At 38.6% G+C, this 26934-nt stretch carries 29 protein-coding genes and 1 pseudogene; 14 read left to right on the top strand and 16 right to left on the bottom strand.

Features of this window, described 5'->3' with window-relative positions:
- Window positions 1–3: 3 nt before the first annotated feature.
- Window positions 4–555 carry a hypothetical protein gene (locus LG273_RS05440; RefSeq protein ID WP_404458489.1) on the bottom strand — a complete coding sequence of 184 codons (552 nt, stop codon included), beginning with the start codon at window positions 553–555 and terminating at the stop codon, window positions 4–6.
- Window positions 556–682: 127 nt separating this feature from the next.
- Between LG273_RS05440 and LG273_RS05435 the strand changes: the two genes are divergently transcribed.
- Window positions 683–1135: a DinB family protein gene (locus LG273_RS05435; protein ID WP_404458487.1), complete on the top strand. Its 453-nt coding sequence runs from the start codon at window positions 683–685 to the stop codon at window positions 1133–1135.
- The gene (locus LG273_RS05430; protein ID WP_404458485.1) at window positions 1125–2261 is read left to right on the top strand and encodes an NAD(P)/FAD-dependent oxidoreductase; all 1137 of its coding nucleotides are present in this window, start codon (window positions 1125–1127) and stop codon (window positions 2259–2261) included. The genes LG273_RS05435 and LG273_RS05430 overlap by 11 nt, the downstream gene beginning before the upstream one ends.
- 567 nt (window positions 2262–2828) lie before the next feature.
- Here the strand turns inward: LG273_RS05430 and LG273_RS05425 are convergent.
- The gene (locus LG273_RS05425; RefSeq protein ID WP_404458483.1) at window positions 2829–3248 is read right to left on the bottom strand and encodes a universal stress protein; all 420 of its coding nucleotides are present in this window, start codon (window positions 3246–3248) and stop codon (window positions 2829–2831) included.
- Between the two features lie 37 nt (window positions 3249–3285).
- The gene (locus LG273_RS05420) at window positions 3286–4746 is read right to left on the bottom strand and encodes a SulP family inorganic anion transporter (protein WP_404458481.1); all 1461 of its coding nucleotides are present in this window, start codon (window positions 4744–4746) and stop codon (window positions 3286–3288) included.
- A 431-nt stretch (window positions 4747–5177) separates the two neighbouring features.
- Here LG273_RS05420 and LG273_RS05415 point away from each other — a divergent pair, with 431 nt between their 5' ends.
- Window positions 5178–5348: a hypothetical protein gene (locus tag LG273_RS05415; protein WP_404458479.1), complete on the top strand. Its 171-nt coding sequence runs from the start codon at window positions 5178–5180 to the stop codon at window positions 5346–5348.
- 111 nt (window positions 5349–5459) lie between these two features.
- Here LG273_RS05415 and LG273_RS05410 read toward each other — a convergent pair whose 3' ends face one another.
- From LG273_RS05410 to LG273_RS05400, 3 genes are all read right to left on the bottom strand, one after another.
- Window positions 5460–6110 (bottom strand): hypothetical protein, encoded by a 651-nt coding sequence (locus LG273_RS05410; protein WP_404458477.1) that lies wholly within the window; start codon window positions 6108–6110, stop codon window positions 5460–5462.
- A 184-nt stretch (window positions 6111–6294) separates the two neighbouring features.
- A complete protein-coding gene (locus LG273_RS05405) occupies window positions 6295–7278 on the bottom strand; it encodes a cation diffusion facilitator family transporter (RefSeq protein ID WP_404458475.1) in 984 nt (327 codons plus the stop codon).
- 18 nt (window positions 7279–7296) lie between these two features.
- The gene (locus LG273_RS05400; protein WP_404458473.1) at window positions 7297–7947 is read right to left on the bottom strand and encodes a YitT family protein; all 651 of its coding nucleotides are present in this window, start codon (window positions 7945–7947) and stop codon (window positions 7297–7299) included.
- Window positions 7948–8140: 193 nt separating this feature from the next.
- Between LG273_RS05400 and LG273_RS05395 the strand changes: the two are divergent.
- Window positions 8141–8233, top strand: a pseudogene (locus LG273_RS05395) (3-hydroxyacyl-CoA dehydrogenase); the annotation flags it as partial.
- A gap of 127 nt (window positions 8234–8360) precedes the next feature.
- Window positions 8361–9176, top strand: a complete 816-nt coding sequence (locus LG273_RS05390; protein ID WP_404458471.1) for a hypothetical protein — start codon at window positions 8361–8363, stop codon at window positions 9174–9176.
- Window positions 9177–9280: 104 nt separating this feature from the next.
- On the opposite strand, the gene LG273_RS05385 is transcribed toward LG273_RS05390, so the two are convergent.
- On the bottom strand, window positions 9281–10468 hold the full coding sequence (locus LG273_RS05385; protein ID WP_404458469.1) for a DUF4317 domain-containing protein: 1188 nt from the start codon (window positions 10466–10468) through the stop codon (window positions 9281–9283).
- A gap of 211 nt (window positions 10469–10679) precedes the next feature.
- On the opposite strand from LG273_RS05385, the gene LG273_RS05380 reads away from it, so the two are divergent.
- The 3 genes from LG273_RS05380 (at window position 10680) to LG273_RS05370 (ending at window position 13587) form a co-directional block, all read left to right on the top strand.
- Window positions 10680–12413: a class I adenylate-forming enzyme family protein gene (locus tag LG273_RS05380; RefSeq protein ID WP_404458467.1), complete on the top strand. Its 1734-nt coding sequence runs from the start codon at window positions 10680–10682 to the stop codon at window positions 12411–12413.
- Between the two features lie 21 nt (window positions 12414–12434).
- Complete coding sequence (locus LG273_RS05375) at window positions 12435–12878, top strand: acyl-CoA thioesterase (protein ID WP_404458465.1); 444 nt, start codon at window positions 12435–12437, stop codon at window positions 12876–12878.
- Window positions 12879–13011: 133 nt separating this feature from the next.
- Window positions 13012–13587, top strand: coding sequence for a Maf family protein (locus tag LG273_RS05370; RefSeq protein WP_404458463.1), 576 nt, complete (start codon window positions 13012–13014; stop codon window positions 13585–13587).
- Window positions 13588–13651: 64 nt separating this feature from the next.
- Here LG273_RS05370 and LG273_RS05365 read toward each other — a convergent pair whose 3' ends face one another.
- The 4 genes from LG273_RS05365 to LG273_RS05350 all read right to left on the bottom strand — a co-directional run bounded on the left by LG273_RS05365 (window position 13652) and on the right by LG273_RS05350 (window position 16980).
- Window positions 13652–14158 (bottom strand): DUF1456 family protein, encoded by a 507-nt coding sequence (locus LG273_RS05365; protein ID WP_404458461.1) that lies wholly within the window; start codon window positions 14156–14158, stop codon window positions 13652–13654.
- Window positions 14159–14511: 353 nt separating this feature from the next.
- Complete coding sequence (locus tag LG273_RS05360) at window positions 14512–15165, bottom strand: hypothetical protein (protein ID WP_404458459.1); 654 nt, start codon at window positions 15163–15165, stop codon at window positions 14512–14514.
- 289 nt (window positions 15166–15454) lie between these two features.
- Window positions 15455–16105, bottom strand: a complete 651-nt coding sequence (locus LG273_RS05355) for an SDR family oxidoreductase (RefSeq protein ID WP_404458457.1) — start codon at window positions 16103–16105, stop codon at window positions 15455–15457.
- A 128-nt stretch (window positions 16106–16233) separates the two neighbouring features.
- Window positions 16234–16980, bottom strand: coding sequence for an SDR family NAD(P)-dependent oxidoreductase (locus tag LG273_RS05350; protein WP_379563022.1), 747 nt, complete (start codon window positions 16978–16980; stop codon window positions 16234–16236).
- 421 nt (window positions 16981–17401) lie between these two features.
- Between LG273_RS05350 and LG273_RS05345 the strand changes: the two genes are divergently transcribed.
- Entirely contained in the window at window positions 17402–18253 is an 852-nt protein-coding gene (locus tag LG273_RS05345; protein WP_404458454.1) for a DegV family protein, read from the top strand.
- Window positions 18254–18637: 384 nt separating this feature from the next.
- On the opposite strand, the gene LG273_RS05340 is transcribed toward LG273_RS05345, so the two are convergent.
- Window positions 18638–19831 carry an SEC-C metal-binding domain-containing protein gene (locus LG273_RS05340; RefSeq protein ID WP_379563018.1) on the bottom strand — a complete coding sequence of 398 codons (1194 nt, stop codon included), beginning with the start codon at window positions 19829–19831 and terminating at the stop codon, window positions 18638–18640.
- Between the two features lie 369 nt (window positions 19832–20200).
- Between LG273_RS05340 and LG273_RS05335 the strand changes: the two genes are divergently transcribed.
- On the top strand, window positions 20201–20368 hold the full coding sequence (locus LG273_RS05335; RefSeq protein WP_404458452.1) for a hypothetical protein: 168 nt from the start codon (window positions 20201–20203) through the stop codon (window positions 20366–20368).
- 96 nt (window positions 20369–20464) lie between these two features.
- Here LG273_RS05335 and LG273_RS05330 read toward each other — a convergent pair whose 3' ends face one another.
- On the bottom strand, window positions 20465–21589 hold the full coding sequence (locus LG273_RS05330; RefSeq protein ID WP_404458449.1) for a thermonuclease family protein: 1125 nt from the start codon (window positions 21587–21589) through the stop codon (window positions 20465–20467).
- Complete coding sequence (locus LG273_RS05325) at window positions 21590–22660, bottom strand: DUF4236 domain-containing protein (protein WP_404458446.1); 1071 nt, start codon at window positions 22658–22660, stop codon at window positions 21590–21592.
- A 276-nt stretch (window positions 22661–22936) separates the two neighbouring features.
- Here LG273_RS05325 and LG273_RS05320 point away from each other — a divergent pair, with 276 nt between their 5' ends.
- The 4 genes from LG273_RS05320 to LG273_RS05305 all read left to right on the top strand — a co-directional run bounded on the left by LG273_RS05320 (window position 22937) and on the right by LG273_RS05305 (window position 25994).
- Window positions 22937–23338, top strand: a complete 402-nt coding sequence (locus LG273_RS05320) for an Rrf2 family transcriptional regulator (protein WP_404458444.1) — start codon at window positions 22937–22939, stop codon at window positions 23336–23338.
- A 154-nt stretch (window positions 23339–23492) separates the two neighbouring features.
- Window positions 23493–24401, top strand: a complete 909-nt coding sequence (locus LG273_RS05315) for an NAD(P)/FAD-dependent oxidoreductase (RefSeq protein ID WP_404458441.1) — start codon at window positions 23493–23495, stop codon at window positions 24399–24401.
- 21 nt (window positions 24402–24422) lie between these two features.
- A complete protein-coding gene (locus tag LG273_RS05310; protein ID WP_404458438.1) occupies window positions 24423–25019 on the top strand; it encodes a class I SAM-dependent methyltransferase in 597 nt (198 codons plus the stop codon).
- A gap of 213 nt (window positions 25020–25232) precedes the next feature.
- Window positions 25233–25994 (top strand): MBL fold metallo-hydrolase, encoded by a 762-nt coding sequence (locus LG273_RS05305; RefSeq protein WP_404458435.1) that lies wholly within the window; start codon window positions 25233–25235, stop codon window positions 25992–25994.
- A gap of 167 nt (window positions 25995–26161) precedes the next feature.
- On the opposite strand, the gene LG273_RS05300 is transcribed toward LG273_RS05305, so the two are convergent.
- Both LG273_RS05300 and LG273_RS05295 read right to left on the bottom strand, forming a co-directional pair.
- Complete coding sequence (locus tag LG273_RS05300) at window positions 26162–26539, bottom strand: hypothetical protein (RefSeq protein WP_404458432.1); 378 nt, start codon at window positions 26537–26539, stop codon at window positions 26162–26164.
- Window positions 26540–26606: 67 nt separating this feature from the next.
- Window positions 26607–26783: a hypothetical protein gene (locus tag LG273_RS05295; protein ID WP_404458429.1), complete on the bottom strand. Its 177-nt coding sequence runs from the start codon at window positions 26781–26783 to the stop codon at window positions 26607–26609.
- Window positions 26784–26934: the final 151 nt, after the last annotated feature.

The following is a 26934-nucleotide window of genomic DNA, read 5'->3' as shown; positions in this document are numbered from 1 at the left end:
TTCTTACTGTTGATAATACCATTCAAGAATTGCATTTCTTTTATCTGTATCATGGACTGCTTTTGCCTTAAATCCTCCTACGTCGACAACTTTAACTTCCGGGTTTAATGGGCTACTCTTATCTTGTACCTTTACAAGACAGTACCCCATCATGTTAGCAGGTCTTATCTCTAAAATAGCTTTATCAGAATATAAATCATAAATTTTTTCTTCATCTTCTCTACTCAATTCCCATACAGTATTTGCTTGTTCTTGAGCAGTAACAACGGATTCTGAATCATTTGTTTTTGTAATTGTATGTATTTGGTTCACAGGCTCTTTCAATAAAATTTTATGTAATAGACGAATAATTTCCGCTAAACCAACTAAAACAAAACCGTATAACATAGAACTTCCGGCGAACATAAAAAATCTCGCCCATTCAATTGAACCGTTACTTTGTCCATATCCGGAATAATCATCATACCTAGCCATATCCCATGCGTTATATAAACCCGCTAAAATGATGATGATACCTACAACTAATAGTATTCTACTTGTGATCATTGCTTTCAATGTCCTTCCCCCTTCTTTACTTAATTCTTTATCACATGTAAAAATCCTTCATAAAAGACAAGATATTTTACTTTCGATATATTTATTTTTATAGTTGAACCAAATAACTTTTTAGGAGGAATAAAAAATGTCCGATCAATTTGATTTAACACGTTCCGCTGTTCTAAGCTTTGTGGAAAATGTAGATGAGAAAATAGCCGACGTTCAGCCTGAGTATTTTAATAACACGATTCGTTGGCATGTTGGACATGTGCTCGTAACACCAGAGGCATTGTTATTTGGTTTTCCTAATCATTCTGAAAATGTACCAAAATCCTATAGTGACATGTTTAACACTGGAACAAGACCAGCAGATTGGCAGGATACTCCGCCTAGTTTGTCTGAACTCGTTTCAGAACTTAAAAATCAACAGACTCGCATAAAAGAACTTTCAGATGATTTCCTTAAGCAAGAACTTCCTTATACGTTACCATTCGGAAATTTTAAAACGTATGGAGATGTTTATGAAATGATCCTGCAGCATGAAAATGAACATCTTGGTAAAATGAAGGCTATGAAGCAAGTTGTCGATGCATTATAAAAAAGAGGAAAGCTATATTGTTATCGGTGGAGGTATTCTAGGTGCCTCTACCGCTTTTCATCTAGCCAGTAATGGGAAAGCCGTAACCCTCGTTGACCGAAGCGATACAGGACAGGCAACAGACGCTGCTGCAGGAATTGTCTGTCCATGGCTATCCCAAAGAAGAAATAAGGCATGGTACCACCTCGCTAAGGGCGGGGCCAAAATTTATCCGGAAATCATTCAAAAGCTGGATGAGCTAGGAGAAGTAGATACTGGTTATGAGCGTGTCGGGGCCATCAGTCTGCATTCTGATGATAAAAAGCTAACTGCCATGAAAGAAAGAGCATTAAAAAGACGCGTGGATGCACCAGAAATCGGTGAGATAACGCTATTAAGTGAAGAGGAAACAAGAGAAAGATTTCCACTTATCGCGGAAGGCTATGGGGCAGTTCATGTGAGTGGTGCTGCTCGAGTGGATGGGCGCAAATTACGTGATGCTTTAATTAGCGGAGCACGAAAGCTAGGCGCTCAAGTCGTAAAAGGAGATGCTAGGCTTCTTGCTAGTGATGGCAAAGTAACCGGGGTCCAAGTAGAAAGCCAAGTTTATGAAGCAGATACTGTGATCGCTGCAACAGGCGCTTGGATGGGGGAATTAGTGAAGCCATTAGGTATTAGCTTTGATATAAAACCCCAACGAGCTCAAATTATGCATATCCAGGTAGCCGGTTATAATACAGCAAATTGGCCTGTTGTTATGCCACCAAATAACCAATATATGCTTGCTTTCGAGGATGGGCGCCTTGTGATTGGAGCTACCCATGAGGATGAGACAGGTTTTGATGCAAGGATAACAGCAGGCGGATTATATGAAATCCTTGGCAAAGCGATTCAGGTTGCACCAGGCGTGGCAAATGCTACCGTATTGGAAACAAGAGTAGGCTTTCGCCCAGTGGCACCAGGATTTTTACCTATAGTCGGAAGCTTGCCTGGCATATCCGGACTCTTTGCTGCAAATGGTCTGGGTGCTTCTGGACTTACAATGGGGCCATACATAGGTGCAGAATTAGCTAAACTCGCACAAGGAATTGAATCGGAAATTGATCCAGCTAATTATCCTGTTGCAGAGGCAGTCTCTTGGGATTGAGTTAATTTTATAGTAGGGGCGCGCTTTTTGTTGGGGGTGGCTGCGTCTCCTTGAGAGGGTGGTGCGTCTCCTTTTGGGAGGGGTGCGTCTCTTTGAAAGGGTGGTGCGTCTCCTTTTGGGAGGGGTGCGTCTCTTTGAGAGGGTGCTGCGTCTCTTTGAAAGGATGGTGCGTCTCCTTTTAGGAGTGGTGCGTCTTCTTTGAGAGGGTGCTGCGTCTTCTTTTAGGAGTGGTGCGTCTTCTTTGACTGGGTGTTGCGTCTCTTTTGGCTTTGGTGCGTCTCCTTGAGAGGATGCTGCGTCTCTTTTGGCTGTGCCGCGTCTCTTTTCACAATTGGTTTCACTTTTACATGGTCTGGTTTCACGTTAAATTAATTTGGTTTCACTTTTACATGGTCTGGTTCCACTTTTACTTTCTGTGGTTCCACTTTACCTTCTTTCGACTCACTTTCTCCTTTCTAGTATTCGCTTTCGATCCCTAATGGTTCATCTCCCATCAAACATCCAACCCCTCATATCCCCTAAAAAGAAAAAGGCTGCCGAAATGGCAACCTTTCAATTTGTTATCTACTATTTTACGATTAATACTGGGCAATCTACTCGTTTTGCTACTTTGTGGCTTACACTTCCGAGAATAAAGGTTTGTAGGTTATTCAATCCCCTGCTCCCGACCACAACGCCTTCCATAGCGTTGGAGTTGGCGTAATCCACGATCGTTGGACCAGCTTCTCCATGCAAAATTTTAATCTCATATTCCATGTTTGTCTCATTTAATAATGCTTTCACAGCTTTGAGCTTGTCGTTACGCTTTTTTTCCAAAGCAAATTTATCTGCAGCATGAAGCACATCTGATTTCGCTGTATTACCATCCACCACATATACTACATGAATGGTTCCATCAAACTTTTCAGCAAGTTGGATCGCGTAATTTGCTGAACGGAGGGAGTGTTCTGAGCCATCTACTGCCAATAATATTTTCTTAAACACCATACTCACCTCTACAGTTTCTGATAAGGGTCAGGATGAATTAATGTCCTGACGCCTTGGATAGTCCACCAATTCGCTGCACAAGATTCTTGCTGGCTTCATTTAAACCTGTATATTCTACTTTAATGCGATGCTGTTCAAATTTAGCTTGAATCTTATCAAGGGCACCTACTGCAGAATCATCCCATAAATGGGCACGGGTTAGATCAATTTCTACTTCTTTAACAGAATCAGTAAAAGTGAACTTCTTCGTAAATTCACTGACTGAAGCGAAAAACAATTGACCTTCGACACGATAGATCCGCTTTTGTTCCCGCATCATTAACTCATCTGTAACCTTCACTTTGGAGATTTTTGCAGCGAAGAAAATAGCACTCAACACTACTCCAGCAAGCACACCTTTTGATAAATCATGCGTGTATAGCACAACAGCAACAGTTGTTACCATTACCACAGCATCTGTTCTTGGAAGCTTATGCAGGTTACGTACTGAAGACCAGTCAAAGGTACCAATTGATACCATAATCATAACCCCTGCTAAGGCAGCCATTGGAATTTGAACAACAAGCCCGCCTAAAACGATGATCAAGAACATCAAGAACACACCTGCTACTAATGCAGATAAACGACCACGTCCGCCAGACTTTACATTGATCACGGATTGACCAATCATCGCGCAGCCTGCCATTCCACCGAAAAAGCCCGCAATAATATTGGCAATTCCCTGTCCGCGACTTTCTTTGTTTTTATTACTCTCTGTATCTGTCATATCATCAACAATATTCGCTGTCAATAGTGACTCTAGTAAACCTACAATAGCTAAAGCTAACGAATATGGCAAGATAATCATTAAAGTTTCAAAGTTAAATGGGATAGATGGAATTAAGAAAACAGGCAACTCCTGCTTCAATGCACCCATGTCCCCAACTGTTCCAACGTCAATGTTTCCATAAATCACAATTGTCGTAACTACCACAATCGCAACGAGGGCAGAAGGAAGCACCTTTGTAAGCCTTGGTAGTAAATAAATAATAGCTAAAGTTAGGCCAACAAGGGCGTACATCATCCAGCTTTCCCCTTGGAAATGAGGGATCTGTGCCGTAAATATTAGAATGGCCAGCGCGTTAACAAAGCCTACCATCACCGAACGTGGTATGAACTTCATCACTCTTGCTAGTTTAAATACGCCAAAAATGATTTGGATGACCCCTGTAAGAATCGTTGCTGCAAACAAATACTGCAACCCATGATCCGCAACGAGATTGACCATGAGTAATGCCATTGCTCCGGTTGCCGCAGAGATCATTCCGGGTCTCCCTCCGACAAAAGCAATTACAACCGCAATACAAAAAGATGCATATAAACCAACCATCGGATCAACACCCGCAATGATCGAAAAAGCAATTGCTTCTGGTATTAAAGCCAGGGCAACTACCAAACCTGCCAGGACATCCCCTTTGACATTGCCAAACCATTCATTCTTCAATTGTTCTACTTTCAAAAATTCAACCTCTTTCCTTTTTTGTATTCAAGCCAACTTATGACCTGTTCCGTAGATAACTTAGAAACTATACCATATTTATCGCATTATAGAAAACGGAAAGAAAGCGGAAACAACGATTTTTCCCTTCCATTTCCGTACCTTTACTCCATTTTTCTATACAATATCCTACTTATAAAGTAAAACTTCATTTGGTGGGTGGACCCCTTCCTCCCCCACCAAATGTTAATTGAACGAATCAGTCCTTTACTGGCAGTTGATGAACTACTTAAGATCCTTAATTTCTTCCCGAATTCTTGAAGTGGGGGTCTTTCTACCAGTTTAGATGGGATAAACTATTAGCAGTAAATTATTGCTTTATTTCCAGTTAAAAACACGATATATTAACAGGGGTAGAACTTATCTGGTAATCTTAAAAGGAAGGTGAAAAAATGAGAGGAAAAACAGCTGTGTTTGTTTTGATTCTTGTAACAATAATTGCGATGATCATTTGTTGGCTATGGCTTCAGGATGTTATCGTTGAGTATGATTTGGAGAGAGCACTTGGCGTGATAGAGGACGGGATTGATAAGCACTTTCCAGCTCACTCCCAGATATTATAGGCGGTTTTCCTTGCTGTATGTTTAGGATGGGAATAAATTTAATCCTAATATGTCCTGAGGAAAGTTTGTCCACATGTGTTTTCGCATGTTCATCCATGCAGGCATTTTTTATCATAGGTCTTTTTCCATCATACTCATTATGGTATGAAGAAGAGCGGGGTAATTAAACATGGGGTTAACATGTTTTTCTGCATATTGCTGCAACCTTGACATTAAATCAGGTACCATTTGCACCGAAAAATGGAATAGATCCCCCTGTGTTGTATAAAGGTTCTCCCCAACCGGTAATAGTAAACCACTTATTACGTCACCAGTTTTAACGGGGTGAAAATTTTCATTGAAAATATAGACCTTTTTATCCCTTTTAAAAAATATGTCTCGGGCATGGAAAAATCGGTTGCTATATCTTCCAACTACACAATAAAAGCCGGGTATCACCCTCAACCATCTAGTTAAATGATCTTGCACTATTTGATTTGTCTGTTTCCACTTTTCATTATGTACTTCTAAATAATCCTGGTAGATGGTTTTACTGTTGACCTCTTGCGGATGACAAAATAACAGCCACCATATTAGTTGGGGAAAAGCTTTATCAAATAATACTTCGGAAACATGCATTTGTTTAAATAACTTTTCCGTTTCTTTACGCAATGCACTTTCATACTTCTCGATGGAAAAACAAAACAAATCGTCCAATATAAATAGTAGTTCGTTTGTTGATTGGTAGGCATTATCCAATTGAATTAAACTTCTGTTAACCATTCTATGGAACCTCCTTCGCGATTTAATTTATCTTATCACGAAAGAGGCAACAAAACAGGTCAGTATATTTACATTTCCTCTTATCCAAACCAATCAATACTACCATTTCCTCTAAGGAAAAAGTCTATTATCTTACTCCAATGGATATAAGAAACATAATTTTAGCCATTTAGTTTTTTCCAGTCTATTCATCCGTTTCATGTGTACTACCTTGGTCTTTCCTTTTCCAACTCTTTTCCCCATCATCCTCTATAATCCCTAATAGAACATCAGCTACTTCAGTTTGACGCAAGAGCTTATCGGATAACTCAAACTTAATGTCATCTGCCTTTTCCAGTGAAAGCCCCTTTATAAGTTCAACCGTTCCCTCAACATGGTATAAACGCCCTTCTTGTACAATTCGAATCCGGTGAATGTCCACTACATCTTTATGCTCCATCAGCAGGTCCGTTAGTTTGGTTTGCACCTCCGCTGGTGCTGAAACCCCAATTAATCCGATCATATTGTCATACCCCACTCGGAAGGCTACAAATAACATCAAACAACCAATTAGCATGGATATCAGACCATCAGCTTGCAAAATACCAAAAAATTGAGAAAGGACAATACCAATCATTGCGAGCACGGCGCCTGATGTTGCAACGAGATCTTCATAAAAAACAAGTCGTGTAGCAGGGGAGGCTTTTTTAACGTTTTTAAATGACCCAATAATAAAATTTTGCGACTTGTCAGTTTTACTCTCATGTTTAATTTCACGCATAGCTTTCAAAAGAATTAACCCATCAATAATTAATGCAGCAAGTAGTACGATAAAGTTTAACAGGAGGCCATCTGATTCTTTAGGATCTTGGAACAAGTGCCAGCCTTTTAATATTGTCTCATAAGCCATCACGGTAACCACAATTACAGCAACCATACAAAATATATTAATGACCCTGCCAAACCCTGATGGAAACCGCTTAGATGGAGAGAACTCAGCCAGCACACTACCAAAAAACACAAAACCCTGGTTCACAGCATCGGCTAAGGAATGCATAGAGGAGGCAAACATAGAACCATTTCCACTGAATGCTGCCGCCATTGCCTTTATCCCCGCCAAAAAGGCATTCCCAAGTGCCGCAATTCCAGAAGACGTATTTCCTTTACGTACTTTTTCTAAGATACTCATTTGATCTTCATCCCTTTACTATAGTCCCGCTCCTCTCTTCTGAAGAGCTTTCTCTCCTAGAGATGTCTCCATTTTATTCAAATGGCTACCTAGAAGCTTATACATAAACTGGAAGATCGGGCTTTGGATAAATGTAAAAATAAAGGTAAAGAAAAAAACAGGCCCACCCAATAACAGGCCAATTAGCAATACTAAACACTCTGTTATAATTCTAATTTTTCCTATAGATGCGCCTAATTTATCGGATATGGAAAGCATAAATCCATCCCTCGGACCAGAACCTACACCAGCTGCATTGTAGACTCCTCCGCCGATCCCCATAAGTACTATACCTAATATAATGATAAGGACATCCATCCAGCTATTGCTTGCATGTGGTAAAAAATCCAAAAATAAAAATATGTCCACAAACACCCCAACAAGTATTCCATTTAAAAACGTACCCAGCCTAATATAACTTTTATCCAAAAACCACGAGACAATTATTAACATAACAGAAATAATAATAGCCCATGACCCGATTGATAACCCTAGCTTTTCATAAAGTGCTACATTTAATACATCCCATGGATGAATTCCCAAATGTTGCATGTTAATTGCGATACTAATTCCCATGCTAAATAGCATTAGTCCGATAAAAAATACGCCCCAACGGATAGACTTGAACATATTGAACCCTTCTTTCTGAGATTATAGAAAACTTTATGTATAAACTACACTTCAGTTTATCACTTTCTTGCCGATGTGTTTAAGCAAACTATTTCATGTTTCTTTATATTTCGTGTCATACTAGTTATGTACATAATAGGAAAAAAGGAATACAGATGAATTTTTCAAACATCACTATCGCTGGCAGTGGCGTATTGACAAAGGCAAGCTTGGTGTAGCAACAGGCGAAGGTTTCTACAAATACCCTAACCCAAGCTTTGAAGATCCAGATTTCTTGAAAAATTAACGAAAAGGCGTTCGAGGAGTGATAATCACTTGCCGGACGTCTTTTTACATGTGAAAATTTTTCCTCATGTTTTAAAAACGTCTCCTACGTTTATAGTTTAAAAGGACACTTTATAAGGAGAGGTTCGATGGAGAAAGTTATTTATTTTCCAGTTGCTGTTATGTTTCTTCTTTTCGCAGCGGGCTGTGCAACAGAGGACGAAAACGCTGACAATAGTGAGCAGGGAAAAGCAAATACATCACAGGAACAGGTCGAGGAATCAGATTCAACTAGTGAAGAGGCAGTTAATCAAGAAAATGCAACTAACGCTGAGGCTAGTAAGGAGTCATCTAACCCCCCAGAGACATTAACAAAAGCTAAAGCAGGGGATTTACTCATAGAACTGAAGGAGACATTTCGGGTAGAGACAAACAATGGGAATGTCGTTACAAATTATGGTACGTTAGAGGCTTTACAACAGCATTTTGAATCTATTATGTCTGAAAACCTGGCACAAAAGTATATGAACTATTATTTTCATATGGAAAATGGTGAGTTGAAAATCGTTGCAACCGAGGAGCCAGCTTGGTTTGACCCTGAAGTGGACTATTCACTTAAAGAGGAAAATGCTTCAACCTATCATGTTATCCAGGAAAAGCAAAGTGAGCTTTATGGTAACAGGGAATATACGTATACATTAAAAGCACAAGAGGATGGAACGTGGATAGTATCTAATGTCTCTAGTGAAGAGATGGAAATGCAAGGATTAACCCAAGGCGAAGCAGAAGAACTGGTTAGAGAACACTTACAGGGCGAGCTTGGAGATAATATGGTCATACAGTTTGACCATATGGAACAAGGAAATTATGTGGTCCATGTATTTGAAAATATGGAAACCCATACCGCTACCTATGGATGGTATGAAGTCAATCCTGAAACTGAAGAAGTAACAAGCATGTTCTAGCAAAAATTAACCCTTGTTGATTAAAGGTCGTTTCAACAAGGGTTTTGTTTTTGCATAAGTTAAAATGTATAGTAAGGATAAAAATCTGCTAGCCTACATGCACACTATTCCTCTTCGTCCACTTTCTGAACCAACGCTTCTGGAATCATTTCAAAGCCTTCGATCATGGTATTTTCTTCTAGTTCAATCATTAGGCTGAGTTTTCCATCAAAATGGATTTGCTTTACAAATCGTAAGTCTTCTGGACTCACTTTTATGTCCGCTACCTTTGTCTTAATCTTGATCGATTTTTTATTATATTTCGGGATAATACTACTTGCTTTCAGCTCATATTTTTCATCATCGATAACGGTTTTAAAGGCCGTTTCTACCTTTTCCGTATCTACATTCTCTACTCCACTGCTTTTGAGGACACTTTCCACATCTTTATAATCCAATCTTGGTACATCGTCTTTTTCATGCTCTTCAATAACACGATGAATTTCATCATACACATTGGATAGCGTAGAAGTATTAATCTGGTCACCTGTAACCTTTTTAACAATCTCCTCAAACACGACCTTGTCGTCTTCTGCAGTCATCGTTTCTTCAGCATTCAAAACTTCCTCGATAAAATGATAATCCAATTCATAAGCTTTCCCTGCGGAATACAGCACATGATTCACATCTGCCGTGTTATCTGTAAATGTCGGGAATAAAAAGCCGGAAATCGGCGCCTTTAGATTAATAACTGGGTCGACTACAATATTATATTTAAATTCTTTTTCGACATAGTCAAACAGTAACTCTTTTTTTGGATCCTGCGTTTTATTCATGCTACAGAGAATAAATTTATTAGCGTAAACGGCATCCCGAGAGCTCTCCTCTGCTTCCTCGTTACTCCGTTTCATCGGCTTCATATATTCACCCTGAATAAACGTAACGACAATATCCATTTCGTATTGCTTATCTTTTAACATCTTTTCTACAAGGCGGAGCATGTATTCTTTCCATTCTTCTGTATCATTACTTAATATCCCTTGATGTAAGATAAGCTGACTATTATCTTCAACATCACGCTGAAATTTCAACTCAAATAATTTCTCATCCATCTGCCCTGTTAGCACCTTTTTAAAATTCGTCATGAAAAGCTCTTTTTGCTCCTCTTCCAATAAATCGAATGGTACGCTCTGATGATGGTAGATCTCACTTGTTTCTTTCATGATATATACATTAAAGATATCTTTTATTTTTAGTAGATCGTTATTTATTTTGAATTGCTTACGAATGTTTGCGATGTCTTTTTTGTTCAACTTCTTCCACTCCTAAATTGGACTACGAATATATATTCTTCGTTTATCCATTCTATCATTTTACTATGTAGTTATATAGATAAATATTTATGAATAGAGTTTGAAATCCTCCTACCAATTTTTTTGTTCTAAAACTTTGAAGCTTCTAACAGAAAGTTTTATAATGAGGCCTAGGTTCAAAATATTTCTACATATCGAGGGGGAAACATTTATGCCAGCAGTGAACAATACAGTACAAGACATTTCAGCAAGAAGAGCAGCACTTGATGCCAGATTTCAAAAGTGGCCCCGAAATACGATTGCTTCACACTTTTATGAAGCTTGTATGACCTATCCAGAAAGAATCTATATACACGCAGACTCTCATTCGATTACGTATAAGGAAACATGGGAATCTGCCAAGGATTATGCAAAAGCACTCCTCCAACTTGGTGTGAGACGCCGCGATCATGTCGCCATTTTAATGGAAAATGACGTCGTATATCCTGCCCTTATGATTGCATGTTCGATGGTTGGAGCAGTTTTCATCCCGATTAATACGATGCTAAGTAAAAATGAGCTTCAATACATACTTACCCAATCGGACGCACGGTTTTTAATCATGCATCAAGCGACGAAAAATAACCGCCTAGCCGACTCCATTTCCGCTTTATTGCATGAAGCAAATTTTAAAGAAGATAGTCAATTGCAAGATGTTATTTGTATACCGAATCATGATGAAACAATAGATAAACAATTTACCCCATGGGATGAATTCTACAAGAAAGCTGAACGAACAACAGACGATGAATGGAAAGAAAGATGGGGCGAATCTCGATATCCAGATGAAGTAGGAGCCATTATTTATACATCTGGTTCTACCGGAACACCTAAAGGGGTAATGCTGACAGATGATATGCTGCTGAGGTCTGCATACAGTACTTGCATGAGTAGAGCCATTGAGGATGGACGTGTCACCTATGCACCCCTTCCATTTTATCATTGCTATAACCTGATCGAAGGAATCCTTGCGATGTCATTTGTTGGAGGGCTACTCGTAGCACCTAAAGCCTTTTCACCGATACATGCCATGGAAATGATAGAAAAATATAAAGCAAACGACTTCCTGCTTGTCCCAACCATGCTAGTACCATTTTTAAATCACCCGAAGCTTAAAGAGTATGATTTATCCAGCCTTTTTGCAATGTGGTGTGGTGCGGCGCCTGCTCCTGTCCCAGTTTGGAAAAAAGCAATTGAATTACTGGGACTAACAGAAATTATTACAGGCTATGGGCAGTCAGAGGTTGCATCATCTGGTGTAACGACAGAGTTAGGTATTTCGCTTGAAACACTGACAACCCGTGTAGGACGTCCGAAGCTTGGTGGTGTTAGCGGACTGCCGGAATTTAATGGCAGCAATGTCGAATATAAGACCGTAGATATTGATACAAAAGAAACCCTCCCCCATGGAAGTATTGGCGAGCTTGCTGTACGAGGGGCTACTGTGACACATGGCTACTATAAAAAGCCGGAAGAAACGGAAAAAGTAATTGACAAAGATGGCTGGCTGCTTACAGGGGATGTAGGCCGCATTGATGAAAATGGTTATATCGAGCTTATTGGACGTAGTAAGGAAATGTATAAAGTATCTGGTGAGTTGGTATCTCCTCGGGAAGTGGAAGGGGTTATTTCCAAGCATCCCATGGTTGATCAGGTAGCTGTTATCGGTGTTCCAGACACTGTAACGACAGAAGCAGGTGTCGCCTTTATTGAATTAAAAGGCGGTGAAACATGTACAAGAAGAGATATTTTAAATTGGTGCAGCGAATCGCTTGCCCGGTTTAAAGTGCCTCGCCACGTTTGGTTTATCGAGTCAGCAGACTGGCCGTTAACAAGCACAGGCAAAGTACAAAAGTTTCGCTTAAAAGAAATGGCGGAAAAAAGATTAGCTGCAAGAGGAAGATAAGGAACAGGGAGATGTTGGAAAATGGAGCAAGGTTGGCATAAAGAAGTAATCCGCGTGCATTACAAGGATACAGACCAAATGGGGGTGGTCCATCACGGTAACTATGTAAATTTATTTGAAATAGGACGGACGGAATGGATGCGGCATGCAGGGATTCCGTACAGCAAAATGGAAGAGATGGGGCTTTTACTCCCCGTAATGGACTTAACTATTAATTATCAGAAGTCTGCTCATTATGATGATCAAGTAGTAATTTATACAAGCGTAAGTAACGTTTCGAAAGTACGTATTCAATTTGATTATGAAGCAAGGCTTTTACAAGAAGAACAAGAAGCAACTGATTTACCTTCTGGAGAACTATTAGCAAAAGGCTCCACTGTTCATATGTGGGTAAACCGTGATTGGAAGCCGGCTCGCATTGATCGATTGGCCCCAGAAGTTTTTGCTAAGCTACAAGCAATGTAAGAGGCAGATTTTATATAGATAAAAACAGTACTGAGCAACTCATTTGTTTTTGGCGGGCAACACGGTACAGTTATATGGAAAGCATCAAACGAGCAGGTTTAACACCTGCTCAATTTTAAAAGGAGGGATTACAATGTCTTCTGCAAAACTTATTCTTGGCTCTTCTTCACCAAGAAGACAAGAATTACTGAAACAAGTGCACCTACCTTTCTTCATACGAAAGCCAAATATTGATGAATCACAAGTCACCACGCAAGACCCTGTTGAAAAGGTAAAGCAACTAGCTATACGCAAAAGCCAAGCCTTACCATTACAAGATGAAAAAGAAGTGATTCTGACGGCAGACACCGTCGTTTCCTATCAGCAACAGATCTTTGAGAAGCCAAATAGTAAAGAAGCTGCTTTTCATATGATTTCTACATTGAGTGGAAAGACACATGAGGTTTATACAGGTGTCATGATACGTTCGGCTAGTCAGGAAAGTGTATTTGTGGAGCGTGCAGAGGTAACTTTCTGGCCGTTAACGCAGCAAGAAATAGAGTGGTATGTTGCTACAGATGACCCCTATGATAAAGCCGGAGCATATGGAATACAGAGTCTGGGAGCAATGTTTGTGAAAAGCATTCGTGGAGATTATGCTACCATTGTAGGCTTGCCTATTTCTAAGGTTATTAGGGAACTAAGAGGATTTTCTGTTTTTCCTGCGTAAAAGGGGGCAGCTTAAAAGAAAGCTCCCCTATAGCACCCCTGCCAGCCAAGTAGTTAAAGAAAGTTTATCCCCTATATCGAAAGCCAAGCCCTTTTAGAAAGTTTCTCGCATAGCGATCGCCACATTTTCGGTAGTTACTGTGCCCTTCTTTTCGCAATAATGCACTTAGTTCCCCTTTAGTCACATGAACGCCTGCAGCTTCCCAGATTGCTAACATATCCTCTGTTGTCAGCTGCAACGCTATTTTCACTTTCTTTAGCATCACATTGTTTACACTACTGCTGTTTTTTATCATCTTTGGTGGGCGTTCAGGTTGTCCTGGCTTAGGATCCTGTTTGCCTCGTTTATAAACAATTAGCCCATTAAAAAAACCTTCCAATGTAGAGTTGTCGCATCGCAATTCATAGATATTTTCTTCTAAGTCACGTTCATTTGTTTTAGTAAGCATTTTTTGAACCTCATCTTCAGTGATGTTCACATCTCCAAACTGAAAGATTCTCACCATATCTCTATCTTTTATATCAAGTGCATATCTTAAACGTATGAGGATATCATTGTTATTCATATCCATCGCCATTCCTCCTACTAATAGAACTGAGATTTTAGTTTATCATTTTGAGGAGAGATTTTACAGAGGGAGTGGACTGGCCTAGGCGGAGAGTGTGGCGTTTGGTGCTCGTCTTTCTTTTGTGAGGAGCGACTTTTACCTTTACTGCGCTACTTTTCCTATGCGTTGCGCGAGTTCATAGCATGCACGCTCGACATTGAATACATGATGCGCGACTTGGCTTTAGTGCTGCTCGACTTAACCTTGGCGGGGCGCGACTCCACAGCATTACTGCTCGGCTCTCTGCCCTCGCAACAGATACTCAACATCAAAAAGGTGGAACGCCTATAACGTACGCTCCACCCCATAAGTAAACGTTAATCCTGTCCATACTCGGCATCTAATGTCGTTAGAGAATCCATATGGCTAGCAATCATGGCAATGATCGTGCTAGCTTCTTCCTTGCTAAAAATGAAATGAGATTCATCCTTAATCATGCCCTCATCCTCTGTCCATATGCGGTTCGTCCGCTTTAACACACCGTCCCCTGTCTCCTCGACAACACCAAATTGGTAGGTGATTTCCACCTCATCTTCATCCATGTAAGCTGTGACTTCAGGGGTCTCCCATTCTACCTCAATTTCCTCAAAGTATCTTCCATCCGTTTCTTCTTCATCGTCCATTGAAAGCTCTAAGTCATCTGTTTCGATAAAGTCCGCTTCGATGTAGTCATGGAAGCTCTCATGGACATAATCTAAAATATCATCAATATCATCAAGTAGTACTTTACTAGTCAACCCATATTCCGGGTCAATGGTTTGGAAATAAAACTCTTCATTATACGGGTCAAAATATAAGGTGCAGAAATAATCAATGTCCTCTTCCCCACTGTATGTGAAAAAATCTAAGCGAGGATGCTTGGCCCCACGCTCAATCGCCAGCCTGCCATTTTCATCATCATACTTTTCACAGATTGCATTAAGACTATCCTGTAATTCTTCACATACCCTATCAAACCATTCAAGATGCATAGAGATTCCCACCTTTTTTATTGGATTCTTCCTTAGTATGAACGGTTATCCAGAAAAATTTCCTTAGAATCTACAGGTAAATTTTGCGATATTCATTTTAAGAAATAATATAATTAAAAACACCCTGTAAAAGAGTTTCATTTAACCTCTTACAGGGTGATAAATTTAACCTATTTCATCATTACCGAATACTACTTACTACAATCTAGGCTTAACCATTACATAGCTAAAGTAAACCCTGTATGAGCCACACTCATACAGGGTACCACCACTAATAGTATAGGTTTTTCTATAAGTCTCCTACCGCTTCTTCAATAGCCGTATTTCCATTCACAATCTGAAACTCTTTCCCAATCGTTTTATCATTCTCCAAGCATGCCACAAGCACTTTCGCAACATCTTCCCGGGAAATTTCCGATGCGTCTAAATCCATTCCTGCAGTAATTTGGCCTGTTCCCTCATCATTTGTAAGAAGACCTGGATGCACAATTGTATAATCTAGATTCGAAGCTCGTAGCCATTCATCTGCATAATGCTTTGCTGCCACATATGGCGCAAAGGATTCAGGAGCATCTTGAATAGCCTGGCGTCTTGTATCAAAGGAACTTATCATTACAAAACGTTTTACGCCAGCTTTTTTCGCTGCCTCTATTGTTTTCACGGCACCATCTAAATCGATCATAATCGTTTTGTCTTTTCCTGTGTGAGGACCCGATCCCGCTGTAAATACCACAGCATCCACATCTTTAGCTGCTTTGGCAATTGAGTCAATATCTTCTTCCAAATCCACTAAAGCTACTTCTGCGTTTTTCTCTTCAAAGTAAGGAAATTGTTCCTTTTTGCGAACCATTGCTTTCGCTTCAAGCTTTTCACTTTCTTGTATATAGGTGACGAGATGCTTGCCTATTTGACCATTTGCTCCAACTACTAATGCTTTCATGAGAGACATCCTTTCCATAATAAGATCTATATTACTTCTATTTTCCCTCTTTTCATTAATTTAAATCAAGCATGCTGTTTTGATAAGAAAAAACAGAACCCTTCTAGAGGATCCTGTTTTTCTGACATTTATTTTGCTGTATATCCGCCATCTACAAGCACTGTAGTTCCTGTAACAAAATCATTTTCTGCCAGGAATACAAAAGCATGTGCAATTTCTTCTGGGTTTCCAAGTCTTCCAATTGGATGTTTCTCTACAAGGCCATCATAGAAATCACCAAGTGCTTCCTTGTTTACAAGACCTGATTCTATAAACCCTGGAGCTACAGCATTTACGCGAATATTCTTATTAGCATACTCAAGAGCTAAAGATTTTGTTATTTGGTTTACTGCACCTTTAGATGCAGCATATGCTAATGACGTCGGTTCCCCAACAGAACCTAATATAGATGAAGTGTTTAGAACGACACCGCCACCTGTTTTGATCATTTCACGAATTGCGTATTTTGCCCCATAGAAAACACCATCCTGGTTAACTGCAATAACGCGCTTGTATTCTTCTTCTGTTACTTCATGAGAAGGTTTTTGAATTCCAATACCAGCATTATTTACAATAATATCTACCTTGCCAAAATGCTTTACGGTTTCTTCTACCATATTTTCTACAGATTCTTCATTTCCAGCGTCTACTTTTACAAAGTACACTTTATCCGAATAAGTTTCATTTAAGTCTTTTTCAGCAGCTTGTCCGCCTTCTTCGTTAAAATCAGCGATCACTACTTTCGCATCTTTTGCTAAAAATGCTTTTGCAGTTGCTAAGCCAATACCAGATGCTCCACCTGTCACGATTGCAACTTTATTTTTTAATTCTGCCATCTTGTATTCCTCCTAATATAAGCTTTTTACTATATATAGTTAATTGAAATGCGGTAACTTTTAACCAAACTCATTATACTCCCAACAAATTTCAATTGCGAAAATATCGTATTAAAGGAGCTGGTTACACTCACTATACAATAGATGCTCTACCAGCCAATCATTTATTAGATGCCAGAAAAACGACTGATCAGGTGTAATCCGTTCAATAAAGTGCAACTTCATTTGGTGGGGGTCTTACTGCCAATGAAGGCGGGATAAACGAATGCTTACCGTACATTGCAATATGGCATTAATACTTCACCCTTTTTATCTTGTCTCAGCTACTTTATTCCTATATGATTTTTTTCAATGTATTATAAACCTCTTTTCCTGTATAGTTAGAATAATCAAGAAAAAATGATGACTATGGAGGCTATATATGAGAAAAATTATCTTATCGACAGAAAGTGGAGCTGATCTGCCAACTGATTTAGCTGCAGAGCATAATATTCAAGTGGTCCCAATGCACATCATTATGGATGGAAAGGACTATCTGGATGGATCGTTACCCGTACAGGATATTTATGATTATTATGACCGCACAAAGAAAATACCTTCCACAACATCCACAAATGTACATGAATACCAAGAATTTTTCTCGAAAATAAATAAAGACTATCCTGATTGTACTATTGTTCATATCGGCTACACATCCAAAGCATCTTCTTCCTTCCAGCATGCCGTAATGGCATCAGAGGAATTCGACAACCTCTATCTCATCGATGCATTAAACGTAACAGGTGGCTTAACCGCCATTATTATGCATACAGTTAAGCAATTAGAGCAAGAACCGAACATAGAGCCCACTAAGTTAGTCGAAAAAATCGAAGCCATCATACCAAAATCCAAGCTTGCCTTTGTTCCTGGTAGCCTGGAATTTTTACGAGCTGGTGGACGCGTAAGTAGTGTCGCTTATCTTGGAGGCGCTTTATTAAAATTAAAGCCACGAATTGAATTGATTGATGGCCATCTCGTGTCCAATAAGAAATACCGCGGGAAAATGAGTAGTGTCTCCGAAAAATTTATTAGAGATTATTTCGAACGACACAATATTGACAGAGGCCAACTCTATTTAATTTATTCAATTGGACTTGAAGAAGGAATTAAACAGAGAATGGAAGACATCGCTAAAGAGCATGGTTTCGAAAATATAAAATGGATGCAGGCAGGTGCAATGATATCAACACACTCTGGGCCAGGTGGTTTTGGGATCGCGGGGGTAGAAGTATAATATACTAGAAGCTTTAATAAACGATGAACAAGATTAACACTTATCTTACACAAGTCATCTTTCTAAACAAAAAGAAGTAGCCGCCCCATGACCAGTGCGATTACTTTTTTAAATAACTAACATATGGTCAACCGCTCTTTATGCGGCTGCAATTAAGGTATCGGGTAGTTCACGCTACTCGATACCATTTTCTTATTATTAATATAATTTTATTTATATATACTGTCAATTGGCTAATACGTTAATTCTGCTATCTTATTCCATGTATTAAAACTTATAAGGCCCTCCTCGTTGGTTTAAAGCATAAACTCTTTATAACGAGGAGGGCCAAACCATTCCAGACATAATTTATTATTTTAGTAAATTCGTTATGAGAAGCATCCTCTACTTCCCACAGCATTTTTTATACTTCTTCCCACTTCCACATGGGCAAGTTTCATTTCTGCCAACTTTTTTATTTTCTGCTTGTTCAGGTTGGTTTCTTTTAGCCTTCATGAAAGGAGCAAGTTCTTTTTCGCTTTGTTCGCTTATTTCTATCGGTGTATAGCCTTTGAGTAACCATTGTTTCGTGTTATTCATTAAACTAACAACGTAATCCGAAAGCTCTTGGAGAGTTTCCATATTTTTAAATTCTAATATGTTACTCAAATAATGCATAATCTTACCTAGCTCATCGCCAATAAGCGTTGCATATACACACTCTTCTACAATCTCATCCGCTTCATCATTATCCATTTCATAATTCCCGCTCAGGTACTCAACCAATTGCATATAACTTTTATTTCTTTCTATATAATCAGGTTCCCCAGCACGGAGTAATTGTTCCTTTGTAAACGGAAAAAATGGAATATCCTTTCTACGTTTATGTTCCAGTTTCACTTTTTGTGGATCAATTACTCTCCAGTAAGAGAGCCCCTCTATATCACTATACATTTCCTCTTGATATGAATTTCCATCATGAATCACTTCAAAATAATCTCTAAGATCTACTTCTACTTTCGTATAGGATTCTAGCATTGCTACTAATTGATTGCTATCTAGAGTTCCATAATAATATAAAAGCCCTCTTGTCAACTTAATCCATTCGGTATTTCTTTTAACAATAGACCTCATATGCAGATTGTCACGAAGCTTTTTGACTGGCTCCACTAGCTCTTCTGGTATTGCTAATATTTTTTCACCATGTAGTGTGCCTGTATAGACTAAACCAGTAGACCGTAAGTACTCTATTTGTTCTATTTCTAAATCTGGAGCAGGAATAGAACCGCCTTTACGGGCAATCTTGACCAGCAAACCTAATCGTTCTTCATCAAAGCGTAAGCAAATATATTCAAGGAACTCTGGTATTTTTTCTTCGTATAAGGAAATAAGTTCTCCTTTTCTTCGATTGCTTATCCCTTTAAGTCTCAAGTGTTTTCTTATTTGGTCTAGCTCATCCTTTGTATATCTGCTTAACCCTTCTTTTAACGACAAAGGTACCTTCATTTCATTCCAATATTTTTTAGTGACCTTTATCTTCATCTCATCAAGTTCGCTTATTACATTTTTAAACGCTTCTTCTTTTTCCTTATCATTCATAAAAAAGCACGACCTTTCCCTTCATGTTGCAAATATTAGTTAAACCGAACGCTCTATTAAAAAACTGATCCCCTGTCTTGGTAGTATATCAATTGAAATCCGAAGTAGTTTTTCTGTATCCGGCTGTAAAACATAAAGAAGTAACCGCCCTCTTTACCAGAGCGATTACTCCTTTGTGTTTAAATCCCATTTGATAGCCATCCGCTCTTTGTGCGACTCTGTTAATGGTAGCATAAATTAAGCTTTCTTATTATCAGTGTAATTTTATTTAGATAGAGTGTCAATTGGCCCAGCAGCTTATACCCCATAGAATAAAAACGTGAATATGCTACAATAGGAAAAGGTTTCTTCCTTAAAGGGGTAGCTACAATGGTTGAAAAAGTTAAAAAATGGCTTCTAAAGCTAGCAGATTTAAAAGAACAAAAAGGAATAAAAATGCTTGGCAACTTTTTATTAATCCTCACTGTTATCATTATGGGGAGTGTCATTTGTGTTGTTTGTTATTTTTTCATTGCCGACTTCTTACATAACCATTAAACATTCCCCAGCATTATAATAAAGCAAGAAGCCGTACCTTTCTATATAGATAGGTACAGCTTCTTTTATTTTACCAGGCTTACTAATTACAAATTTCTACGGTAGCGACTCACAAGCTAACCCGTCATTATCATTTCCATCAAGCCTATGGGGATCTGATGATCCTGAGGCCTCCATGAAAGCTTGGGCTTCAGCTTGGGTAGAAAAGTCACCACAATCACGGTCAGCTCCTGAAGTGTCAATTCCAGTGTTAGTTTCAGGTTCTGGTTCAGGTTCCGGCTCTGGTTCCGGTTCTGGCTCAGGCTCTGGTTCTGGCTCGTGATAATGAAATCCATCATCATCGTCGACATGCGCGTAATTAGGGATTGACCATACACCTATACCTGCATCAATAGCAGGTTGTTGTGCAGCATGAAACTCCTCCAGCATAGTCAAATCATTATATAAGTATGCAGTTTTGGCTAAACCTTCACTTAGGAGTTTCTCTTGGATTGTCTCTCCGTTGATAAACACATACGCCAACACCCTGTCATATTTATCTCTTTCTTCAGTGCCTACTTTTACTCTTACTTCTTTTCCTTCTAAAGTATCTTTAACAAATTGTGATGCCTCGGGACCGAAAGGCTCGACCGGCTCACTAGGATGGACAGTTTCTGGAGTATCAATCAACAAAAGACGAACATCTTCTGTTTTACCGTTCATGGAAATTTCTAATGTATCTCCATCCACTACTCTTGTCACAGTGGCAAGAACGCCATACTTTTCTTTTTCCGCTTTAGCTTTAGCTTCAGCCTCGGCTTTTTCTTTTGCCTCTTTTTCTGCTTTCTCTTTAGCTCTTGCTTCTGCTTTTGCTTTTCTTTCAGCTTCCTCTTTAGCTTCTGCTTTTGCCTCCGCTTCTTCTTCCTCTAAAGCTGCCTTGTCTTTCTCTTCCTGACTTTCAGCGGCTGTACTTTTCTTTTCATCTGTTTCTACTGTTTCTGATTTTACCTCATTCTGATTTGTTGCTATATTATCTTCGCCAGGTATAAAACCAACAATAGCGAGTAAAACACCAAACAATAAGATTATTAATGGAACTTTCGATTTTGCCTTTAACTTGGCATTTTCGCCAAACTCATACAACGCATAAATAATGATGGCAAGTCCGATTGTAACGATTGGAAAATTAAACACAAAGACGATACCTAATATAATTAAAAAGATCCCAAGGAGAGTAGCCATTTATCTAACCTCCTCAATTAACTTCAAGCCCTTTGTCTTCAAGAACTTCATATTATGTGTAAACGTTTCTATTGCATCTGAACAATCAATGTTATCAAAGAAAAGGTCTTCCATTTCATGTCTATTCATTCTAACGGAAAGAATACAACCATGTTCGCTGCTCTCTTCTGAAATGACTTCACCGTAAACATGTATCGTCGTTGTATGAATAGGAAGTATAGCAAAAAACTCACGTGCTACTCTTATTGCACAACTGCAAACATAGTCCTGATACAGTTGAAAATATTTCCCTTTTGCCATATTCTTTTGAGAGAGTTTTCCAGTCTTTGTTAAAGACAAAACCTTTGTAGGAACTACTTCGGAATTCTGGATATTTAAATGAACCGTAACACTTGGCTCATTTGGTGAAAAAGCAAAACTTACTTCGCTCCCTAAAGCTTCAATATCCTCAAATGGGTTAATTTGATTTGTAAGTTGCTCCCAGGTTTTTCTATTCCCATCTAATATTTTCTTTGATTGAATGAGGTTGTTTTCCCATTCACTATATAACTCATTATCAGAGGCTTTTGCCACATCAACCTCTTCTAATAAAATTCTCTTCCTTGCCTCGACCCTACTAAACAATCTATCTCTCAATGTTGGTTTATAAGATTCTACTTTCTCTTTGACTACCAATACATTTGGTCCCTCTTCTTCTCGCTTAAAAGGGGGCATGGACGTAGCAATTTCTTGCCAGTCAATTTGATCATTAACCTCGTTATGTACACTAGTTAACATTTCAACATGAGCGTCATATTTTGCAACTTCATGCTCAGCTGCTATCATTTTTTCTTCTTTAGACTGCTGTTGCAAACGCTCGTAATTTGTTCTTTGCGGACGTTTGTTTCTACTGCTAAGATTTTTATTATACGAGACGCCTGTACCAGGTATACTTGCACCCACCGATACGCCTCGTGAGCTACTGCTTACTCTTAGCCCTTTCCCTCCTATACTTGTGCTAACCCCTTTCTTACCCACATTAAACCTTACCCCCGGTGCAACTTTAAAGCTCTTACGAAATCTTACTCCCATTACAATCCTCCTGTTGTAAAAAGCAAATAAATTTTTGAAGTACATTTACAAACACTTACACTAAGTAAATATACTTAGTTCAAAAGAACTGCTATTATTATACCATTATTAAGGATACAGTAAATGACAATTTTAGAATACATGGCCAATTCTTGCTTAATAACATTAAAATTAGCTTCTTCTATAGAATTAAAATTTGATTTTACATATTTGACATACTTTTATTTCACAGATATCATAGACATTGTAAGTCCACGATTAAAGGAGTAACTTTTTATGAAACTTTCAAAAGCCACAGACTATGCACTTCATACCATGTTTCATCTCATAAAAAAAGAATCGGATAAACCAATCGGGGTCCAGCAGCTCGCTGAATATCAAGATGTGTCATCAACATATCTTTCCAAAATATTAACCAAGCTTGTAAAAGCAGGCATGATTGAATCAATCTCTGGTGCTCAAGGTGGGTATAAGTTAAAACGAAATAAGCAGGATGTTAACTTTTTAGATATTATTCACGCCATTGAAGGCACCGCTCCACTTTTTGAATGTGATTTTCATCACCATGAAGGCTGTCTCATTCAATCTGAAATTAAAAATGCGGAAGAGAAAATGAACAAACATTTGAGGGAAACAAAGTTAATTGATTTAGTAAAGAAAGAACAACGTTTATCATAACCTTTACGTAAAGTGTTGTGGTAAACATATTTTTGAATAAATTAAAGATATAAAGAGTCTGTAATATCCTTCAAGGAGGTGAACAATAGGGTTACAGAAATTCTTTAACGCTTATCGCAGATATAAAAAGTCTATAATATCCACATAAAAGGAGATGATTTTAATGTATGATTGCATCATTATTGGCGGAGGTCCAGCTGGATTAAACGCAGCACTTGTATTGGGGCGAGCACGAAGGAGCGTGGCTATAATCGATAACAATAAACCAAGAAACGCAGTAACCCATGCCTCCCACGGTTTCATCACGAGGGATGGTGTTAAACCATCTGAGTTTCGTTCGATTGCCGCAGAAGAATTATCACACTACCCTTCTATTAATCAATTCCAAGCTGAAGTTGTCTCCATAGAAAAGACTCACACTGGATTTACTGTAGTAGATTCTTCAGGGCAAACATATGAGGCCAAAAAGATTGTTTTGGCTACCGGTGTTAGCGAAGTTTTTCAAGAGATTGAAGGTTTCTATTCCTATTATGGCAAGAGCCTATTTGTTTGCCCATACTGTGATGGGTGGGAACAGCGGGATCAACCACTGATTATTGTGTCGGAATCCCCTCATGTATTTCATTATACAAAAACGATCTATAACTGGAGCAAAGACTTAATTGTTTGTACAAATGGGCATACAGTCCTTTCAGATGAACAAAAAGAAAAACTGGAATCAAAAGGTATTAAGATAATCGAACAACCCGTCACTTCATTTCTTGGTACGGATGGACAGCTTGAAAAAGTACGATTTGCTGATGGTATGGAAATAAACCGTAGTGGTGGCTTTGTCATGCCCAAAAAAATAATCGCAAATTTGCAACTCGTGGAAAACTTAGGCTGTGAAACAGAAGAATCGGGTATTCTAAAAACTGATGACTTTGGCCGCACTTCGATAAAAGGGTTGTACGCTTCTGGGGATGCATCTTATGTCAATCCATCCCAACTTATTTTTGCAGCAGCTGATGGAAGTAAAATAGCTGCGGGGATTAATATGGACTTAATCGAAGAGGAATTTTAGAATAAATAGGAGTCGTGAACGATGGAACGAAACGTTTTTGAACAGATTGCAAAAAAATATGATACCGAAGAAAGAAAAGAATTAGCGAACGTTATTGTAAAAGAAATAAAACCTATAGTGCGAAATAGCAAGTCGAAATCACTTTTAGACTATGGGAGTGGTACAGGACTTGTTAGTTTAGAATTAGCAGATCTAGTAGATAATGCGATGCTGGTGGATGCATCTGAACAAATGCTGGAGGTTGCAAAGGCTAAAATTTCACAAAGAGAAATTACTAATGCGGAAGTACTCCATTCTGATTTCACAGAAGAAGATCCTACAATTAAAGCAGACATTATTTTAGTATCCCTCGTGCTCCTGCACATTCCAGATACAAAGAAGATATTGCAGCAATTGTTTTCGATCTTGAATGAAGGCGGAAAACTCCTTATAGTTGATTTTGATAAAAACGAAAGCATTCATCATCCTAAAGTGCATAACGGGTTTCTACATGAGGAGTTGAAGAAAATCTTAACAGAAGTTGGGTTTAGCTTTACTGAAATAAAGACCTTCCACCAAGGAAGTCGAATCTTTATGAAACAGGATGCCTCTATGTTTTTATCACGTAGTATAAATTGAATCATCTTATTCGACCTATCATTTCGATAGGTCGCTTTTTATTGTTGTCCCTATGGCAAACAAATCTAGGGTGCTCATTACTAGTACTGATATCCCCTCTATCGAACACTTTCATTAATAAAGTAAAATGGCCCAAATACTTGATTTGTTCCATGTATTTTTTAAACTATATAATTTAAACTAAGACTAAATTAGAAAAAAGGAGTTTTTATTTTGGATATAAAATTAGTACGTAATGCTACATTAGTAGTTGAATATGCCGGCAAGAAATTTTTAATTGATCCGTTATTAGGTGAAAAAGGTTCATTTCCTGCTTTCCCTAATTCAGCAAGACAAGATCAAAACAATCCACTGGTAGAATTACCAGTTTCCATTGAAGATCTTATTAGCGGAGTGGACGCTGTTATCGTTACACACCTTCATACAGATCACTTGGATGAAAAAGCGATGGAAGTATTGCCAAAAGACATTAAGCTATACTCTCAAAACGATGAAGATGCAGCAGAAATTAAAAAAGCTGGTTTTACAAACGTAGAAGCCTTAACAGAAGACACAGTATTTGAAGGAATTCAATTAGCAAAAACTCAAGGTGAGCATGGTAGAGGCGAAATTTTAAAAATGGCTGGTCTTGTATGCGGTATTGTTTTCAAACATGATTCCGAGAAAACACTATATGTAGCCGGAGATACTGTTTGGTATAACGGTGTTCAAGAAGAGCTTAACAAGCATAACCCTGAAGTTATTGTTGTAAACGCTGGGGACAACCAATTCCTACAAGGCGGTTCTCTAGTTATGGGCAAAGAAGATGTCTACGAAGTAACAAAAGCTGCTCCTAATGCAAAAGTTATTGCAGTGCATATGGAAGCCATTAATCACTGGACATTATCTAGGCAAGAATTAAAAGACTTTGTTAGTGAAAAAGGATTTACTTCAAACGTACTAGTACCAGAAGACGGAAAGTCTTATTCATTTTAATGTATGAGAGACAGGCAGTAGACTTATGCTGCCTGTTTTTTTATTTGCACCTTAGTTATATAGCTGTTCCAAAATGAGTTGGTTGGTTAAACAAGCAATAACAAAACTGAATAAGCAAACATCCTAACAAAGAAAGCTCCAAAGCTACTTTCTCTTTCCTCAGGAAACTACTCTTTTAATACGTTCAGTATGATTCCGCCTGCTAAGAATGCTGTAAGTAATGCAATATAACTCTCATCTAATGGGGTAAACACACCAATTGTCCACCCGAGTAAAATAGCGCCGGTCAATAACCATCTGGCATACCGATCATACCTGAGGCTATGATCATTGGTAATAAAGTGTACAGCCATAGCTAAGAAGTAAAATAGCATTCCCCAATGACTGTGATATTCCTCCCTGACTAGTAGGTATCCAATTAAGGTATCGTACAGGAAAAAGGAAGAAATATGAATCCAAAAAACACCTGAGTTGGTTTTAACTTGTTTACGATTTTTCTCATGCTTGACCATTTTCTCCAGCCCGTAAAAGATCGTTAAACCCAACAAGGCAACGATGTAGGCATGGTTCTATGAACTTAAATATTCCTGATTCTACTGCCTCTTGCAAAACTTATTGGCGACGGTTCAACTCTGGTAAAAGATAAATAAAAACATAGGCCACAGCAATGCCACCTGCAATGGAAAGGAAACGACTTCTTGGGGTATCCTTTATGAATTTCATCGATTTAGAAAAGAAGTGAACGAACATAAAACCAACAGCAAAAATAAAGCTAGACCATTTTTCCATGTGGTTGTCCTCCTTGTTCGTGTTTTTCTCTTGTTACTCTTCACGAGAAGAATGAAGCTCAAACACATTCCATTCTAAAGAAGACGACCCATAATGGGGATAGAATTAATCTTTGGAACTAAACATTTCTTTATAATTTAGCTTATAGGGG

It is taken from the genome of Oceanobacillus kapialis, from assembly GCF_044790185.1.
In the GTDB taxonomy this organism is placed as follows: domain Bacteria; phylum Bacillota; class Bacilli; order Bacillales; family Amphibacillaceae; genus Oceanobacillus_B; species Oceanobacillus_B kapialis.
This window is presented reverse-complemented; position numbering and strand designations above follow the sequence as displayed.

Bases quoted from the DNA above. Each gene is read 5' to 3' on its own strand.
- LG273_RS05400 (WP_404458473.1), bottom strand. From the start codon at position 7,947: ATGTTCAAGTCTATCCGTTGGGGCGTATTTTTTATCGGACTAATGCTA.
- LG273_RS05310 (WP_404458438.1), top strand. From the start codon at position 24,423: ATGGAACGAAACGTTTTTGAACAGATTGCAAAAAAATATGATACCGAA.
- LG273_RS05430 (WP_404458485.1), top strand. From the start codon at position 1,125: ATGCATTATAAAAAAGAGGAAAGCTATATTGTTATCGGTGGAGGTATT.
- LG273_RS05335 (WP_404458452.1), top strand. From the start codon at position 20,201: ATGGTTGAAAAAGTTAAAAAATGGCTTCTAAAGCTAGCAGATTTAAAA.
- LG273_RS05415 (WP_404458479.1), top strand. From the start codon at position 5,178: ATGAGAGGAAAAACAGCTGTGTTTGTTTTGATTCTTGTAACAATAATT.
- LG273_RS05370 (WP_404458463.1), top strand. From the start codon at position 13,012: ATGTCTTCTGCAAAACTTATTCTTGGCTCTTCTTCACCAAGAAGACAA.
- LG273_RS05330 (WP_404458449.1), bottom strand. From the start codon at position 21,589: ATGGCTACTCTCCTTGGGATCTTTTTAATTATATTAGGTATCGTCTTT.
- LG273_RS05320 (WP_404458444.1), top strand. From the start codon at position 22,937: ATGAAACTTTCAAAAGCCACAGACTATGCACTTCATACCATGTTTCAT.
- LG273_RS05435 (WP_404458487.1), top strand. From the start codon at position 683: ATGTCCGATCAATTTGATTTAACACGTTCCGCTGTTCTAAGCTTTGTG.
- LG273_RS05405 (WP_404458475.1), bottom strand. From the start codon at position 7,278: ATGAGTATCTTAGAAAAAGTACGTAAAGGAAATACGTCTTCTGGAATT.
- LG273_RS05375 (WP_404458465.1), top strand. From the start codon at position 12,435: ATGGAGCAAGGTTGGCATAAAGAAGTAATCCGCGTGCATTACAAGGAT.
- LG273_RS05325 (WP_404458446.1), bottom strand. From the start codon at position 22,660: ATGGGAGTAAGATTTCGTAAGAGCTTTAAAGTTGCACCGGGGGTAAGG.
- LG273_RS05355 (WP_404458457.1), bottom strand. From the start codon at position 16,105: ATGAAAGCATTAGTAGTTGGAGCAAATGGTCAAATAGGCAAGCATCTC.
- LG273_RS05365 (WP_404458461.1), bottom strand. From the start codon at position 14,158: ATGGATATGAATAACAATGATATCCTCATACGTTTAAGATATGCACTT.
- LG273_RS05425 (WP_404458483.1), bottom strand. From the start codon at position 3,248: ATGGTGTTTAAGAAAATATTATTGGCAGTAGATGGCTCAGAACACTCC.
- LG273_RS05390 (WP_404458471.1), top strand. From the start codon at position 8,361: ATGGAGAAAGTTATTTATTTTCCAGTTGCTGTTATGTTTCTTCTTTTC.
- LG273_RS05345 (WP_404458454.1), top strand. From the start codon at position 17,402: ATGAGAAAAATTATCTTATCGACAGAAAGTGGAGCTGATCTGCCAACT.
- LG273_RS05410 (WP_404458477.1), bottom strand. From the start codon at position 6,110: ATGGTTAACAGAAGTTTAATTCAATTGGATAATGCCTACCAATCAACA.
- LG273_RS05360 (WP_404458459.1), bottom strand. From the start codon at position 15,165: ATGCATCTTGAATGGTTTGATAGGGTATGTGAAGAATTACAGGATAGT.
- LG273_RS05295 (WP_404458429.1), bottom strand. From the start codon at position 26,783: ATGGAAAAATGGTCTAGCTTTATTTTTGCTGTTGGTTTTATGTTCGTT.
- LG273_RS05350 (WP_379563022.1), bottom strand. From the start codon at position 16,980: ATGGCAGAATTAAAAAATAAAGTTGCAATCGTGACAGGTGGAGCATCT.
- LG273_RS05340 (WP_379563018.1), bottom strand. From the start codon at position 19,831: ATGAATGATAAGGAAAAAGAAGAAGCGTTTAAAAATGTAATAAGCGAA.
- LG273_RS05380 (WP_404458467.1), top strand. From the start codon at position 10,680: ATGCCAGCAGTGAACAATACAGTACAAGACATTTCAGCAAGAAGAGCA.
- LG273_RS05315 (WP_404458441.1), top strand. From the start codon at position 23,493: ATGATTTTAATGTATGATTGCATCATTATTGGCGGAGGTCCAGCTGGA.